Below are 16,664 nucleotides of genomic sequence, written 5' to 3' on the forward strand. Positions count from 1 at the left end.
GCTGACCAACCCGACCACAAGGTATTTACGTGTCCCACAATGCCGCGCAGCGGCGCCATAGCTCGAGACCCGGCGAGCCGATCTCTGAACGTTGGTCGCGTTTGAGGATCGGCCTGCCAGGTCTCGAGACGCGGGCTCGCTGGCGCTCGCACGCTCCTCGACCAACGAAATGGTCACGCCCCCAGTATCCGCTTGAGCAACGTTCTCAGCGTCGCCAGTTCGCCCGCGTCCAGTCCCTCGGTGAGTGTCGCGTTGGCCTCGGTGACAAGTGGCCGGAGCCGGCTGAAATCGGCGAGGCCGGCCGCGGTGAGACGCAGCGCATACCGGCGCCGATCGCTCTCGTGCGGCGAGCGCTCGATGACGCCGCGCCGTTCGAGGCGCGCGACGATGTCGGCGATCGTCGAGCGGTCGAGGTCGAGCTCGGCGCCCAGTTCGCTCTGGCTGGCACCGGGCATCCGCTCCAGAACTGCGAGCGCGGCGTATTGCACGCTCGAGACATCCGCCGAGACCAGCTCCTGCCAGAGTGCGGCATGCCGCTGCTGCGCGCGCCGGATGAGGTGCCCGGTGTGCTGCAGGGGTTCGGGCTCGTTCGTTGATTCGTCCCTGAGTTCGTTCGTCATCGTGTCTGTCATTATGCCTCCAGCAGAAACCCGCCGAGGAACGCATCCAGCTCGTCGAGCGCGTCGAGCGGCAGCACCTGCGCAACGTACTGGTCTGGGCGTACGACGACCAGCGCGCCTGTCGTGCGGTCGATACCGCGCTCATCGAAGATGTCGCCGCCGAGCGTGGCGTCTGACGCGAAGGCCTTCTCATAGTCGCGGAGGCCCAACCGGCCCTTCAGTGGTCGGAGTACCTCGGGCAGGGCGATGAGGTTGAGCTCGCGGTGTCCCACCGGGAAGATGGCCCGCAGATCCAGCACTGCATCCGGATCGGCACCCGTCGGCGTGAACCGCGGCACCACGACGCTCTGCAGGTGCTCGAACAGCGCAGCGGCGCGCGAGCCGGCTGCATCCGCGAAGGCGTAGAGACGCCAGCGGCCGTCTGCTTCGTGCGTGTGCCCGAGCTGCAGCTCCTTGGCGTCTCCGATGCGCACGACCGGCGCGGAGTGGAAGCGCATTCCGATCGGAAAACCGGTCGCCAGTGACTGGTGGGTCGCTTCGCCGGTCAGCGAGGAGGGCGTGTACTGCGTCGAGAAGCCGGCCGTGTAGCGACCCGACTCCACGAATGCAGCCTGCAGCTCGCCGGGTTCGATACCGCCGAGCTCGGGATTCGCGGGGTCGAGCGGCGGTCGGGCGATGGTCGCCGACCACGCCTTGTCGAAGTCGATCAGATCCTGCGCGATCGCCCGACGCTCGGTCGAGTAGCTGCGCAGCAGCTCGGGAGCGCTGCGTCCTTCGAGCACGGCGGCGAGTTTCCAGCCGAGATTGAAGCCGTCCTGCATCGACACGTTCATGCCCTGACCGGCCTTCGCGCTGTGCGTGTGGCAGGCGTCGCCGGCGATGAACACGTGCGGCAGCCGCGTGTCGAGCTCGGCAACGGGCACGTCATCGAAGGCGTCGGTGAGGCGTTGGCCCACCTCGTAGACCGAGAACCAGGCGACCTCGCGCACGTCGAGAACGTAGGGGCTGAGCACGCGCTGTGCTGCCGCGATGACCTCATCCGCAGTGATCTGCTTGACCTTCTCTCGATCGGTCACCTCGCCGAGATCGACATAGAGCCGCACCATGTTTCCGCCTTCGCGCGGGATAAGCAGAATGTTGCCGGCGCTCTTCGATTGGATGAGCGACTTGAAACGCCAATCGGGATAGTCGGTCACCGCGAAAACGTCGAGCACCCCCCAGGCGTGGTTGGCCGCATCGCCGCGCAGTTCACCGCCGATGGCCTTGCGCACGGCGCTGCGCGCGCCGTCGCAGCCCACCACGTATTTGGCCCGCACCTTAAATTCGGTGCCGTTCTGTCGCAGGGTCACCAGCACGGGGTGGTCGCCCGTCGACAGGACCTCGAGGGTGACGAATTCGACCCCGAAATCGGGTTCGAGGCGGCTGGGTGACTTGCGCGCCTTCTCCAGGAGGTAGTCCTGCAAGCGCGCTTGGTTGACGATGAGGTGCGGCATCTCCGAGAGCCCCTCCTCGGTGTCCTGAATGCGCCCGGTGCGCACGATCCGCGACGGATCGGTCTCGTCGGGGCTCCAGAACACGCTTTCGTTCACCCAATACGACTCGGCGAGCATTCTGTTGGCGAGACCGAAGGCCTGGAACATTTCGACAGTTCGACACGCGACACCGTCGGCTCGTCCGGTCGACAGCGGCCCCTCGCGGCGCTCGACGATACGCGTTCGGATGCCAGGGAACGCGGCTAGCTGTGCGGCGAGCACGCATCCCGCCGGCCCGGTGCCGACGATGAGCACGTCCAGTTCGTCGGGGAAGGCGGTGCCCGGCGTGTACGCATCACGTGCGGCCGGGAGTAGTTCCGGATCGCCAGGGCGATAGCCGTCGAGGTAAAACTGCACGTGGGGCTCCTTTGCTCAGTGCTCCAACGATATTGTCAGTACCCCAACGATGTCAAGAACTGGTGCGCTCAGCTTTCCCCGAGCAGCTTCACCCACGCCTCGGCAAGCACATCGAGGGCGGGATCCGTGTCGATATCCCACTGATGGCGAATCCAATGCACGTTCGCTCGATCGAGCATTTCGAAGGCGAGCACGCCACGAAAATGCCTCGTCGCCGGCTCGAAGCGGTCGGCGAGGTTGAGGCCCTTCTCAATGTCGCCGACGACATCCTCCGACCATCCGTCCAACAGCTCGCTGAGCTCCGGCTCAACGGCGGCGGCGGCGTGCGCAGACGTGATGTACGGGCGGATGATGGGCCAACGCGCGCACTGTTCCCGGAGCCAGGTCTCGATCCCCTCGGCGGAGCCGGCCTGCATGACGTCGACGAGAGCGGTCGCCGTTGACCCGTTCGGCAGCTCGTCGCGCTCGAGGATGACGTTGAGCTCTTCGATGAGCGTGGCCATGATCGCGCGTCGCGACGGGAAGTGCGCATAAAACGTCACGCGGGTGGTGCCGGCCGCGGCCGCGATGTCGTCGATCGTCGTCGCCGCATAGCCCTGAGATTCAAAGAGGTCGAGCGCGGTGTCGAGCAGGCGCTTGCGCGTTTGTTCCTTCTGTAGCACCCGGAGATTCGCCATGCGCTCATACTATCGAGGCGAGTGGTAAGCGTACAGGTTGTACGATCACTTGACATTGTGTAAATCAAGGTCCACTCTGTTCCAATACCGCTCCGCCGTGCCTGGCACGGCGAGCGTGCCCCTCGGGGCCGGGTAGACACCCCACCGCACCGACATGTACCACCTCAGAACAAAGGAGTTCGCTGCCATGAGCAGTCCCACTATCACGGCCGGATCGGCCAAAGCGACCTTCGCTGCCGCCTATGTCGCGGTCACTCTCGCGCAGATCGCGAATGCGTTGCCTGGCGCGCTCAATGGCCAGTTCGCGACCGAGTTCCAGGCCTCGGGTGCCGGCCTGACCTGGATCACGTCGGTCTTCGTCATCGCAATCGTTGTCTTCGAACTGACCTTCGGGGTGCTCGGCGACCTGTTTGGTCGCAAGAAGCTGTTGTTCGGGGGAGCGGCCTTCGTGTTCGCCGGCACGCTCGTCTCCGCGGCGGCCACGACGACGGGCACGATGATCTTGGGTCAGGCGCTCGGCGGCATCGGTGCGGGTATCATTTTTCCGATCTCGCTGTCGATGATCGTGGCGATTTCGCCCGACGCGCGATCGCGTGCCCGTGTCATCGCGACCTGGGCTGGGTTTCTCTCGCTCGGCGCTGTGATCTCGCCCGTGCTCGCCGGTATCACCGCGCAGATCTTCACGGTCGCAGGCGCCGAGGCTGGTGCCCCGAACGTCTTCAGCGGCTGGCGGGTTGCCTACTACCTCGCTGCGGTCGTCGCCGTGGTTGTCTTCCTGCTGGCCCTCCGCTCGAAGGACTCCGCGGCGCCGGAAGGACGCAAGCTCGACATCCCCGGCCAGATCACGATCGCCCTCGGCCTCATCGCGGCGCTGAGTGCGACAGTCATGGCGGTCGACGCCGGATTCGGTGCACCGGTGGTGATCGCCGGATACGTCATCGGTGCGGTGCTTCTGGTGGCCTTCGTCATTATCGAGCTGCGGGCGAAGGTGCCTCTGGTTGACCTTTCGCTCTTCAAGAACCCGTCATACGCGATCACCAGCATCGTCGCGGTCACCGGCATGTTCGCCTTCCTCGCGATCTGCTTCTCGACAAGCGTGGCGGTCGGCGCCCTCAGCGGCGTCGAGACCTGGAAGATGGGCGTGCTCTTCGTCTTCATTCAGGGACCGGCCTTCTTGCTCATTCCGGTCGTGGGCTGGCTCATCCACCGGTACTCGCCGCGCTGGGTGCTCACGGTGGGCTTCGCCCTGATGGCCGTGTGCGGGTACTGGATCTCGAACCTCCCCCTCGGCACGCCTGAGGCATTCGGTGGCACGCCGTGGACCGCGTTCATCGCTCCGCTTTTCCTGCTCGGCGTCGGCTTCGCGCTGACGATGGGCTCGGTCACGGCTGTCGCCATCAACACAGTCGAACCGAACTACATGGGCATGGCCTCGGCCACGACGAACCTGCTGCGCGACCTGGGTTTCGCCCTCGGCCCGACCGTCGGCTCCGCCATCGCATTCAGCATCGGCGCCGCTCTTTTCGCTACGAGTCTTGGTGGCATTCTCACCGGTGCCGGCCTGCCCGCCGAAGCTATCGCTGGGCTGTCACACGTTCCGGCGCTCGGCTTCCTCTCGGGCTGGGATAGTGTTCTCGCCCAGTTCTCCGGCGAGATGCTGGCCAGTGGCGCGCCTCAGTCGGCTGTCGACGGCGCCGTGGCGTCGCTGACGGATGCGCAGGGCGCCATCCAGGGTTCGGCCGGCGCCTCGCTCGGCTCGGGCTTCCAGTCCGTCTACCTGGTTGCGGGCATCGCGGCAACCGTGTCGGCGGTGCTCACCCTGTTCATCAGTGGTAAGAAGACTGTCTCGGTAAGCGACATCGAACTCGAGAACCTGACCGCGGCCGCAGTCTCGGATGGCTCGGTCGTCTAAGCCGCGCATCTAATAATCTCGTTGGTCGAGGAGGCCGCCCGTCTCGAGACCCCCTGAGCCAATGTTTGAACGCAACCCGAGTTCAAGGATTGGCTCGCGAGATCTCGAGACGCGTGCTCGCAAGCTCGCGCGCTCCTCGATCAACGAAACGGCCACATACCTAATAGACGCTGTGCCGCTGTGCGGCATGGTGGTGGACGAGTATCACCATTTCGGAGGTCGAGGAGCGAGCGCCAGCGAGTGTCTCGAGACCTCGCGAGCGAATGTTCAAACGCAACCCGAGTTCAAGGATTGGCTCGCGAGATCTCGAGACGCGTGCTCGCAAGCTCGCGCGCTCCTCGATCAACGAAACGGTCATATGCCTAATAGCTTCGGGGCCGCTGTGCGGCATTGTGGTGGACGAATTTGACCATTTCGGTGGTCGAGGAGCGAGCGCCAGCGAGTGTCTCGAGACCTCGCGAGCGAATGTTCAAACGCAACCCCAGTTCAAGGATTGGCTCGCGAGATCTCGAGACGCGTGCTCGCAAGCTCGCGCGCTCCTCGATCAACGAAAAGGCCCATATGCCTCATAGACGCGGCCTCCTGCGTCGGCCGCTCCTCGATCAACGCGCGGCCTCCTCGGCCAACGAAACACTTAACTTGACATGCTGTAAAGCGAATGTCAGGATGGCATCCGCCGCACTCGACGAGCGCGGGACTGACACTCAATGGAGAGGAATATCGTGAACGGCATCGTCAATACCGTCCTCGGCCCCGTACCTGCTGATCAGCTCGGGGTGATCTCCGTACACGAAGCGCTGCTCTCGGTGGTGCCGGGCGCTCAGTTTGCGTTCGACATCACGATCGACCGTGCCGAGATCTTCGACACGCTGGCGGCCAAGCTGACCGACTTCCGCAGCAACGGCGGCGGCACGATCGTCGACAGTACCGGCATGTTCCACGGCCGTGACGTGAAACTGTACGAAGCCTTGTCGCGCGCAACCGGCGTGCACATCGTCGCCTCGACGGGTCAGGGCCCCGAGGAGATGCTCGGCGGCTACTTCCTGACGCCGCAGACAAACCCGCCGACCCCGTGGCCGGCTGAGAAGTTCGCCGACCTCTTCGCCCAGGAGGTTTCGGAGGGCATGGCAGTTCCCCGCGTCGAGCGTCGCGGAGCCGCAGGCATCGTCTGCACAGCGACGACCCGCGAGGGCACGACGGCGACCGACGAGAGCCTGCTACGCGGCGCGGCGCGTGCCGCCATCCGCACCGGAGTGCCGGTCTCCATCCGCTCCGGCAACGATGCGGTGAGCGACCTCACCATCGTGCTCGGCGAGAATCTGCCTGCCAACCGTGTCGTCATCGGTGGGTGTGACCGAACGGATGCCGTCGCCGCCGGCTGGCCCCTCGCAATCGCCCGTCTGGGCGCCTACGTCGCCATCGACAACGTCGGCAGCGCCGCTGGTAGCAACGACGCAGAGCACCTGAGCGACACCGAGCGGGCAACCCTGGTGGCCGAGCTCGTCACGGCGGGCTTCGGCGGCCAGATCCTGCTCTCGAGCAACGCGATCGGCGTGGCCAAGGGCCAGCTCGACTCTGAGGTGCCCTTCAGCTACATCCTCACCGAGTTCGCCTCCGCCCTCCGGGCCGAGGGACTCGACGAGGCAGCCATCCAGCGGATCCTTGTGGACAACCCGCGCGAACTTCTCACAGTGAGGTAGCAAGACAATGTCGAGAGTAAACACTGTTCTGGGCTCGATCCCCGTCGAAGAGCTCGGTTTCGTGGCCATCCACGAGCACATCGGGTACGGGATGCCCGGTAGCGAGCTGGACACGAAGTGGTGGAAGACCCCCGAGCAGGCATACGAAGAAACCGTGCCGAAGCTGCGCCGGTTCCACGAGCTCGGCGGCGGCACCTTCGTCGACGCGACCGGCATCTGCAACGGTCGCGACATCGACTACTACCGCTCGCTGTCCGCGAAGACGGGCGTGCACATCGTCGCCAGCACCGGCTTCGTCGGCGGAGACACCGCGCTGCCGTTCTTTGCCAACGCGACTGTCGAGTACCTCACCGCACAGTTCGTGCATGAGATCACCGTCGGCATCGGCACGAGCGGCGGCCGCGCCGGAATCATCAAGGTCGGCGTGAGTCGCGGTGGTCGAATGACCGATCTGGACAAGCGCATTTATCGTGCTGCCGCCCGCGCCTCTCTGGCCACCGGCGTTCCGGTGCTCACCCACCTCGCAATCGACGCCGAGAACGCGATCGCCATCTTCAACGAAGAGGGCCTCGACCTCGATCGCGTGCTATTCGGACACGTCGACGACGGCGTGAACTTCGACAAGACGCGCGACACCTGGATCGCCGACCAGGGTGGCCGGATCGGCTTCGACACCTTCGGGTACGAGACCGAGCTGCCTGACCCGCCGTTCTGGGCCCGCCCGCGCAAGGACCGCCTCGACCACTTCCTGCGCTTCATCGGCCAGGGTCACCTGGGCAAGGTACTCGCTTCGGCCGACGCCAATTGCAGCCCGTTGGGCTGGCCGGGCGTGAAGGGCCACACCGTCAACTACATCTTCGAAGACCTGGTCCCTGACCTCCGCGCCGCCGGCGTCGACGAGGCCACGATCACGACGATCTTCGTCGACAACCCCGCCAGCTTTCTGGCAATGCAGAAGTAAGAGGGAAAAACCATGGACATCACCGACATTAAGAACCTGAGGATCGCCATCGTCGGCGGCGGCTACGGTGGGGCCTCAGTGGCCAAGGCCTTGCAGAACATCGGCGCAGAGAACGTGCACGTCTACGAGCAGGCGTCCGCCCTCGCTCAGGTCGGCGCCGGCATCGGATTGCGTCCGCCGTCGGTCGAACTGTTCCGCCAGTGGGGCATGTTCGATGCGATCGCCGCGGTGAGCTCGCCCAGCGACCACCTCGAGATCATCTCGGGGGACGGCAAGCACATCCTCGCGAAAGAGGAGTGGCCGGGCCTGCGGGCCTACAAACAGATCAACCACAACCGCATCATCCACCGCGGTGACTTCATCGACGCCCTGCTCAGCGTGCTGCCAGCCGGGATGGTTCACATCGGTCGCAAGCTGAGCACCATCGAAGATCATGGCGACCACTCGACGCTGACCTTCGAGAACGGTGAGACCGTCACTGCCGACCTCGTCATCGGTGCCGATGGCATCAAATCGGTCGTGCGCAATCAGCTGTTCTCGCAGAAGGAGCCGGTGTTCTCCGGCGAGCACGCCTACCGTGCGGTCATTTCGATCGACGACGCTCATGGTCTCGTCACTGACGACAACCCGCGCTTCTACATGGGCCAGAACGGCACGATCGCCTACAACCTGCCGCTGCGTCACCGCGGACAGCTCTCCTACGACATCACGGCGCCGTCTGACGACGACTCGTGGGCGCCGGAGATCACGACCGAGTACCTGGTGAAGATTCTCGATGGCTTCGACGAGCGCATCGTGCAGGTCGCCCGCGAGCTCGACATGAGCCAGGTGACGAGCCGCTCAGTGTTCGACATCGATTCCATCGACACCTGGCACACCGACTCCGTCGCGCTGCTCGGCGATGCCGCCCACGCGATGCTGCACCACCAGGGCCAGGGTGCGAACTCCGCCATCCTCGACGCGGGCGGCTTCGCCGACGCGCTCCTCGAGGGCGACTCGGTGAAGCACGCGTTGGCGATCTACGAGGCAACGCGCAAGCTGCTGACGGATGAGCTGCAGCGTATTTCGCGCCTCGGCTGGAACTCGAACGCGGTCGACTCCGCATTCCCCGCCAACCAGTAACCGGAGATCTCACGATGCCCATTCACCCCCAGATCGCCGAGATCCTCAGCCACATCCCGCCCGCCGACGGGTCGCGCCCTGACCCGGCCGCAATGCGCGCCGCCGATCAGCAGCGAGTGACCCCGATGGAGGACCGCCTCCCGCTCGCATCCGTCGAAGACACGACGGCCAGGGCAGCGACGGGCGACGTCCCCATCCGGATCTACACCCCGGTCGAGGCCGACTCGTACGGCGTCATCATCTATTTTCACGGCGGGGCGTTCTTCTCTGGCAACCTCGACACCCACGACGGTGTCGCCCGCGCGCTGGCGAAGGAGACGGGCTATCGGGTCGTTTCGGTCGACTATCGGCGAGCTCCAGAGGCCGCCTACCCGGCCGGACTGCAGGACTGCTACGGCGTGGTCAGGTGGGTGGCCGAGAACGGTGAATCGCTCAACTGGGATGGCACGAACCTGGCGATTGCGGGCGACAGCTCTGGCGCAAACTTCGTCGCGGCTGTTGCCGCGATGGCGCACGACGACGGGTTCGACCGCATCACGCATCAGGTGCTCTTCTACCCGTCCGTCGACCTCGACTTCGATCTCGAGCGCTACGAATCCTTGCGGGAGAATGCGCGTGGGTACGGCCTCGAGACGATTGGCCTCAAGCCGTGGAACTCCTTCTACATCGACGGTGGCGCTGATCCGGCGGATCCCCTTGTCTCTCCTGTTAAAAGGAGTGACCTCACCGGACTGCCGCCCGCGCTCATTCTCACGGCGGAGTTCGATCCGCTGCGTGACGAGGGCGAGCTCTACGGCCAGCGACTGCGCGACGCGGGGGTCGACGCGACCGTCAGTCGGTACGCTGGTGCCAACCACGGGTTCGTGCAGAACTTCTCCTGGATCCCGGAGTACTTCCGGGCCTTCGCCGAGACCGCAGAGTTTCTGAATCAGCTCCCACCCGAAGAGCGCTCGTGACGCAGGGCGTGAAGGTTCACCCCCTGGTCTCGCCGTGGGGCCGGTTCGGCCTGTACAGCTTCCTCATCGACGCGCCCGAGCTGGCCATCGTTGACACGGGCATCGCCTCGTCACCGGCGGAGGGAATGGCTCCGGCGCTGGAGGCGATCGGGCGTCGTATTGAAGATGTGCGCTGGATCTTCCTGACCCACGGCCACATCGACCACGTCGGTGGAGCGCACGCCCTGTGGGAGCTCACCGGCCGACGCGCCCAGGTGGTGATTCACGAGGCGGATGCGCCTCTGTTGCGCTCGCGCCGCGCCCACGTCGACGAGTACCTCACCGGTCGGGGGCCGTACATCAATGACCCAGAGGGCGAAGCCAAACAGATCTGGGCAACCAACGCCGTGATCTCCGGGGAGATGGAGCCGACCGTGCTCGTCACGGGCGGCGAAACCTTCTCGCTCGGGGGCGACGTGACGGTCTCGGTCCACTCCATTCCCGGGCACACGCCCGGATCTGTCGCCTATGTGATCGACGGCCAGAACGATGTGTTCGTCGGCGACGCCGTGCAGATTCACGGCGCAGCCAACGGCTTTCCCGGCTTCGTCGACCCGGCTGCCTACCGGGCGAGCCTCGAATACCTGCGTGACGACATCCGTCCCTCTCACCTCTACCTCGGACATCCGTACCGTGCAGCAAACGGCGAGCCGTATGGCGTCGAGCTCGACAGCGTGCAGGCGAAGCAGGCGCTGCAGGAGAGTCTGGATGTCGAGGGTCGGGTCAACGCCGCCGCCCACGACTGCCTGGCGCACGGACTGCACGATTCGATTTCGCCGTTCTCACCGTTCGCCTCGGTGGCGGATGCCGTCGGGTACGCCGGCGATCCTACGCTGGAGCCGTCGCCGTTCTTCACCTCGATGCATGGTTATCGCAGGCAGTTCGACCACACCGCGACCGATCACACAGCGTTCACATACACTTCTTGACCTCTATATAGGGAGCCTTTCACCATGGCTGACTTTCACACCATCAAGGCGGGCGAGCAGACGATCGCCGTGCGCAAAGATCTGCGCGTGCCGATGCGCGACGGCGTCGAGCTCGCCGCCGACGCCTACCAGGGCGCGGTGGACAAGCCGCGGCCCGCGCTGGTCGCGCTCAGCCCCTACGGCAAAGAGTTGCAGGCCCTCGCGCTGACGATGCCGCCGCAGCGCCGGCCCAGCCCGATGTGGGATGGCTGCATTGAGGCCGGCGATATCGCGCGGGTCGTGCAGGAAGACTACGTGCACGTCATCGGTGACCTGCGTGGTTCCGGGGCGTCAGAGGGCGAGCACATCGGCAATTACAACGCCGGCGGGGTGTCGCTCGGGCAAGACGCCTATGACTTCATCGAGTGGGTGGCGGCGCAGCCCTGGTGTGACGGCAACGTCGGCATGATCGGTATCTCCTACTTCGGTTCGATGCAGGTGCTGGCCGCAGCCGAACGCCCGCCGTCACTCAAGGCGATCTTCGTCTCCGGTGGCCACTACGACTTCTACGAGACGACCTATCACGGCGGGATCATGTGGCTGATGCCACGTGCCGCGCGCGAGGGGCGCGGCGGCGACTCCGGTTGGGCGTTCACCGATGGTGTGAAGTCGCGCATGCTCGAGACCTACTCGCCGGAGGAAATCAAAGCACGCGTGGCGAAGCGGTTGCAGGACCCCGATGTTGCGGCGTGGCCGAACCTGTTCCACGTGATGAACTATCCGAAGAATCACGAGGCTTGGTTCGACATCGTGATGAACGAGCTCGACGGCGAGTGGTACAAAGAGCGCAACCCGATCACGCTCGCGCCGAACATCGACATCCCGGTCTGGGTGCAGCTCGATCAGGGCCGCGGCTGGACCCTGGATGGCACGATCGAGCTCTTCGAGAGCCTGAAGGGCCCAAAGAAGCTTGATATTGGTCCGTACCCGCCGATGCAGTCGCGCCCCTTCATCGAGGAACACGAGAAGATGTTCCACTGGTACGACTACTGGATCAAGGGCATCGACAACGGCGTCATGGACGAGCCGGCCGTGAGCGTGTTCGTCGAGGGCTCACGGGAGACCGTGACGGCGGATCAGTGGCCGCCCAAGGACATTGAATACAAGCCTCTCTATCTGCGCCCGCGGCGCAAACTCTCCTTCGAGCCCGAGCTGATGGGGGCCGAGCATGCCGCGCCCGATGGGTTCTATCAGGCGCCGTTGACGGTGACCGACAAGGTGGAGATCATCGACTGGAGCACGGAGCCGTTCGAGCAGGCCACGGAGATGATCGGCACCGGTGCTGCGCACCTGTTCATCGAGATCGACCAGCCGGACACGAACCTCATCATGCGCATCTGGGATCAGGCGCCGAACGGCAAGCGCCAGCTGATCACCACTGGCTATCTCAAGGCGTCGCACCGTGAGCTCGATGAACGCACGACCGAGGGTAGCCCCCGCCACCCGCACAACCGGGTCGTGCCGGTGGAGCCGGGCGTGATTGAGGAGTATGTGCTGCGCTTGTACCCGTTCGCGAACACCTTCCTGCCCGGTCACCGCATGGTGGTCGAGCTCTCCAACAACGAGCCGATGGCCGACGAACACAACGCATTGCTGCCGCCGGATGCCTTCCACCTGCCGGTCGGCCGCCCGGTCACGCACAAGGTCTACCGCGACGCAGCTCACCAGTCTCGACTGGTGCTGCCGTTCACGACGACCAGTGTGGCGACGGAGCAGTAACGGGCACGAAGTATCGCACGCGAAGTAACGGGCCCCGCCCGCATGAGAAAAGCCCCGGCTTCCTGAACCAGGAAGCCGGGGCTTTTGTCACGCCGCGGTGCACCCACGCCAGCCAGCATTCCGCGCGGGTTTAAGACGAATCTGGTCAAATGCTTGCCTTTGACCGTACAAACGAATAATCTACCAAAACGACCTAAAGGTGCGTCGTGGATGTCGATTGCCGAATGCGATCGCGCATCCGAAATATATGAGGACGATCAATGACGATTGCAAGACAGCATGCTGACGTGGCGACTCGCCCGTTCATCGAAGTGCGAAATGTCGGCCAAGTTTTCCGAACGACCACACGGGGTGAGGTCACCGCCCTCACAGACATCGACCTCACTATCCGGGAGGGCGAGTTCCTCTCCGTTCTCGGCCCCTCGGGGTGCGGCAAGAGCACCCTCATGCGGATCATCGCCGGGCTCGTGAAGCCGTCGTCTGGCGACGTGCTCATGAACGGCAAAAAGGTTGAGAAGCCGGGTCGTGACGTCGGCGTGGTATTCCAGCAGGCTGCACTCTTTCCGTGGCGCAGCGTCAAGAAAAACGTGTTGCTCAGCGCCGAGATGCTCGGTCTGCCGAAAGAGCTCGCAGAGGAGCGCGCTGACCATCTGCTCGAGATGGTCGGGCTCGGTCACGCGGCGAACCTCTATCCGTACGAGCTTTCCGGTGGGATGCAACAGCGCGCGAGCATCGCGCGCGCACTGCTTCATGACCCGTCATTGCTGCTTATGGACGAACCATTCGGCGCGCTGGACGCTCTCACCCGGGAGACGATGGGCCTCGAGCTGTTGCGCATCTGGGATCAGAGTCGCAAGACGGTGGTATTCATCACCCACGACGTGGATGAGGCACTCTTCCTCGCTGACCGCGTGCTCGTCATGGCTGCAAGGCCGGGACGCATCAACGAACTCATCGAGGTAAACCTTCCTCGCCCGCGGGACCTCGACGTCATGAGCACGCCGGAATTCGGCGAGACCGCGAAGTATCTGCGACACCTGCTCGGTGCTCGGACGGGAGAATAACGATGACTACGACTTCAGCGACAACGACAGCTACAACCTCGATCGCGATCGGTCGGGAGAAGCGTTCGATCACGGCCTGGCTACGCGCACACCGCCCTGAGACGATCGGCACACCCCTGACGATTGTGGCGATCGTCCTCATCTGGTGGGCGGCGGTGTCGGTATTCGAAGTCCGTGCCGTCGTCATGCCCAGCCCGGTCGACGTCTGGCAAGCACTCGTCCAAGCGCTCGATCCCTCGAACCCGGCCAACCTGTATGGAGACATCAGGGTCACCCTCTACGAGATCATTGTCGGCTTTCTGCTTGGCTCGCTGCTGGGCCTCGTGCTCGCCCTGATTCTCGTCCAGTTCCGAATTGTCGAACGGATCACCAAGCCCATCATCGACGCGTTCCAGTCCATGCCGAAGATCGCCATCGCCCCGCTCTTCATCATCTGGTTCGGCTTCGGCTCAGTATCGAAAATCGCACTGGTCGTCGTGGTCGTCTTCTTCCCCGTTTTGGTCGCTGCCCTTGCCGGGTTCAAGTCGGTCGATCAGGAGCGACTCGAGGTGATGCAGTCGTTCGGCGCATCGAAGTGGAGCACGTTCTCCAAACTGATCCTGCCCGCCTCGCTGCCGTTCGTGTTCACCGGGCTCGAGATCTCTCTCGTCCAAGCAATCACGACGACGATCGTCGCGGAGTTCCTCTCCGGCACGGCCGGGCTTGGCGTTGTCATCGTCCAGATGGGACAGGTGCTCAACACCGCCGGTGTGTTTGCCGTGACCATCATCCTGGGCGTCATCGGATGGGTACTCGTGCTGATCCTCGCCGCCATCAGGCGTCGCATGCTCTTCTGGTCGATCGACACACGTCGCCCCGGAATCTGACACCCGCCGCCGGCGGTCTGTCTCACTACCCCCACAGAAAGGTCAAAGATGATCTGCATCACCAAGCGGATGACCCGTACCATCACCGCAACGCTCCTGGCTGGCGGATTGCTCGCAGCCTCGGCCGGCTGCTCGGCATCCACCCCGGAAGCTGCCTCGACCGCCGCGACAGGCGGCGGCTCGACTGCAGCGCCCGCGCACATCACGATCGCCACGCCCACCCCGGCGGGCACCCCGGCCGGCGTGCCGATCTGGACCGGCGAATTGAACGGTTTCTTCGCAGAAGAGAACCTCACCGTCGATGTCGTGACGTTCCCGGGACAGCCTGCGAATGCGGTCGCGACCGTCATCGCCGGCCAGGCCGACCTCGTCATCTCTGCACCTGCCGCACTCATCGTTCCGACGGCGAACCAGGGCCCACAGGGCCTGACCTGGATCTTCACTCCCTACCAGGCGCCGACCTTCGCGATCGCTGTGCTCGACGACAGCAAGATCAAGGATGCCGGCGACCTCGAGGGCAAGACCGTGGCGATGCCATCGACCGGTGCTCCGTTCGAGCCGTTCATGAAAGCCAACATCACCGGTGAGGGTGGTGACCCATCCGGCGTGCAGGTGGTCGCCGTCGCGGGAGCCGCCGCCGTCGAGCAACTCCGCCAGGGCAGCGTCGATGCGATCGTCATGAACCCAGGGGACATCGCGCAGGCCGCCGCCGCCACCGGCACCGAACTCCGCATGCTCCCCCTTTCCGACAACGTCGCGAATGATATCGGCGCAGGATTCTTGATGCGCAGCGACTCGACGGATGCGGAGAAGGACGTGTACGCCCGCTACCTACGCGCCTACCTCAAGTCGGCCATCTTTGCGAAGACAAACCCCGAAGCGGCACTGGCGATGAACTTCCAGCTCTATCCCGCGGCAAAGCCGGCGGATGCAGCCCAGGAGAAGGCAGCGCTCGCAAACCTCGAAGCAACGCTCAAGCTATTCGTACCTGCCTCGGACGGGACGTGGGGATACATCTCGCCGGAGCGTTGGGATGCGGCAATTGCAGGTCTCGGCCTGACCGACAAAATCGCAGACCCGTCCGTGCTCTTTGACAACTCCCTGCTGGAAACGATCGGCGACTTCGACGCGGCCGCCGTGGAGAAGCAGGCTGCAGCGCATGACAAGTAGTCAGGGCAGCGCCCACCCCGGCCCGGTATTTCGGGCCGGGGGAGGCGCGGTGCTCCTCTCCGAGTCAATCTATGCGGTGCTGCCGGGAGCGGATCTCGTCCCCGAGATCCGAATCGACCGCGCTGAAACCTTTGAACGACTTCGTCACGCTTTGAACGACTTCCGCGAGCTCGGCGGCGCGACGATCGTCGACATGGGCGGTCTGACCACCGGGCGTGACGCCGAGTTGCTTGAGCTGCTCTCACAGGTGACCGGGGTGGAAATTGTCGCATCGACCGGATTCGGGCCCGCGTGGACAATCGGCTCCCACTTCACGAACAACATCTCAGAAGCGGGGATGACGGTCGACCGGATCGCCGACATCTTCCGCCGCGAACTCACCGAAGGTCTGCTCGTGCCGACCCGCGCACGTTTGAACTCGAACGCGGGCATCGTCAGCATCACTCAGACCGCTGCTGGCGACCCCGAGCTGCCGTTCACTCGGGGACAATCGAACATCGAAGCCGACACGGCGCGGGCCTCGGCCCGCGCGGCCCTGGCCGCAGGCGCGGCTGTGGCCGTGAAGATCGCCGATGACCCACGCGCTGTGCTCGCACTCCTCGCCGAGGAGGGTCTACCGGCGGAGCGCACTCTGGTGCTGGGCCTTGACCGTGCCGACCATGTTGTGGCTGGCCTGCCGCAGGCGCTCGCTGCCGAGGGCTATCTCGTCGGCCTCGACCATGTCGCGTGGCCGGCGGATGCGGGTTACCTCGACGCGGATGCCAGGGTGCGGCTCGTGCTCGATCTCTTCGAGGCCGGCCTCGGCGAGCGCGTTATTGTCTCCAGCAGCGCGATCGGCGTCGCCGTCGAACTGCCTGCGCCGGTCTCGGCCGACTTCGGCGCGGTGCTTCGCGAGTTCGTTCCCGCCTTCCGCGCGGCCGGCGGCGCCGACGAACAGCTGCGCACACTCCTCGAAACAACGCCGCGTCTGCTCCTGACGCGCACGAACCCGGAGGCCTGAA

Annotated in this window: 14 protein-coding genes; 11 read left to right on the top strand and 3 right to left on the bottom strand. The window is 64.7% G+C overall.

Annotated elements, in window-relative coordinates:
• Positions 1-173 precede the first annotated feature (173 nt).
• The 3 genes from ABD791_RS11650 to ABD791_RS11660 all read right to left on the bottom strand — a co-directional run bounded on the left by ABD791_RS11650 (position 174) and on the right by ABD791_RS11660 (position 3,186).
• A complete protein-coding gene (locus tag ABD791_RS11650; protein WP_345066599.1) occupies positions 174-632 on the bottom strand; it encodes a MarR family winged helix-turn-helix transcriptional regulator in 459 nt (152 codons plus the stop codon).
• Positions 632-2,509, bottom strand: coding sequence for an FAD-dependent monooxygenase (locus tag ABD791_RS11655; RefSeq protein WP_345066601.1), 1,878 nt, complete (start codon positions 2,507-2,509; stop codon positions 632-634). The genes ABD791_RS11650 and ABD791_RS11655 overlap by 1 nt, the downstream gene beginning before the upstream one ends.
• A gap of 68 nt (positions 2,510-2,577) precedes the next feature.
• Positions 2,578-3,186 (bottom strand): TetR/AcrR family transcriptional regulator, encoded by a 609-nt coding sequence (locus ABD791_RS11660; RefSeq protein WP_345066603.1) that lies wholly within the window; start codon positions 3,184-3,186, stop codon positions 2,578-2,580.
• Positions 3,187-3,373: 187 nt separating this feature from the next.
• Between ABD791_RS11660 and ABD791_RS11665 the strand changes: the two genes are divergently transcribed.
• From ABD791_RS11665 to ABD791_RS11715, 11 genes are all read left to right on the top strand, one after another.
• Positions 3,374-5,098 carry an MFS transporter gene (locus ABD791_RS11665; protein ID WP_345066606.1) on the top strand — a complete coding sequence of 575 codons (1,725 nt, stop codon included), beginning with the start codon at positions 3,374-3,376 and terminating at the stop codon, positions 5,096-5,098.
• Between the two features lie 707 nt (positions 5,099-5,805).
• On the top strand, positions 5,806-6,798 hold the full coding sequence (locus ABD791_RS11670) for a phosphotriesterase family protein (protein WP_345066609.1): 993 nt from the start codon (positions 5,806-5,808) through the stop codon (positions 6,796-6,798).
• A gap of 7 nt (positions 6,799-6,805) precedes the next feature.
• Complete coding sequence (locus tag ABD791_RS11675) at positions 6,806-7,759, top strand: phosphotriesterase family protein (RefSeq protein WP_345066612.1); 954 nt, start codon at positions 6,806-6,808, stop codon at positions 7,757-7,759.
• A gap of 12 nt (positions 7,760-7,771) precedes the next feature.
• Positions 7,772-8,881 (top strand): FAD-dependent oxidoreductase, encoded by a 1,110-nt coding sequence (locus tag ABD791_RS11680; protein WP_345066615.1) that lies wholly within the window; start codon positions 7,772-7,774, stop codon positions 8,879-8,881.
• A gap of 14 nt (positions 8,882-8,895) precedes the next feature.
• Positions 8,896-9,837 carry an alpha/beta hydrolase gene (locus tag ABD791_RS11685; RefSeq protein WP_345066617.1) on the top strand — a complete coding sequence of 314 codons (942 nt, stop codon included), beginning with the start codon at positions 8,896-8,898 and terminating at the stop codon, positions 9,835-9,837.
• Positions 9,834-10,805 (top strand): MBL fold metallo-hydrolase, encoded by a 972-nt coding sequence (locus ABD791_RS11690; protein ID WP_345066620.1) that lies wholly within the window; start codon positions 9,834-9,836, stop codon positions 10,803-10,805. The genes ABD791_RS11685 and ABD791_RS11690 overlap by 4 nt, the downstream gene beginning before the upstream one ends.
• A gap of 24 nt (positions 10,806-10,829) precedes the next feature.
• Positions 10,830-12,563, top strand: coding sequence for a CocE/NonD family hydrolase (locus tag ABD791_RS11695; protein WP_345066623.1), 1,734 nt, complete (start codon positions 10,830-10,832; stop codon positions 12,561-12,563).
• Positions 12,564-12,823: 260 nt separating this feature from the next.
• Complete coding sequence (locus tag ABD791_RS11700; RefSeq protein WP_345066626.1) at positions 12,824-13,627, top strand: ABC transporter ATP-binding protein; 804 nt, start codon at positions 12,824-12,826, stop codon at positions 13,625-13,627.
• 2 nt (positions 13,628-13,629) lie between these two features.
• Complete coding sequence (locus tag ABD791_RS11705) at positions 13,630-14,493, top strand: ABC transporter permease (RefSeq protein WP_345066629.1); 864 nt, start codon at positions 13,630-13,632, stop codon at positions 14,491-14,493.
• 48 nt (positions 14,494-14,541) lie between these two features.
• Entirely contained in the window at positions 14,542-15,663 is a 1,122-nt protein-coding gene (locus ABD791_RS11710) for an ABC transporter substrate-binding protein (RefSeq protein ID WP_345066632.1), read from the top strand.
• Positions 15,653-16,663, top strand: coding sequence for a phosphotriesterase family protein (locus ABD791_RS11715; protein ID WP_345066635.1), 1,011 nt, complete (start codon positions 15,653-15,655; stop codon positions 16,661-16,663). The genes ABD791_RS11710 and ABD791_RS11715 overlap by 11 nt, the downstream gene beginning before the upstream one ends.
• Position 16,664 lies beyond the last annotated feature (1 nt).

Source organism: Glaciibacter kafniensis (genome assembly GCF_039538945.1).
Classification (GTDB): Bacteria; Actinomycetota; Actinomycetes; order Actinomycetales; family Microbacteriaceae; genus Cryobacterium; species Cryobacterium kafniensis.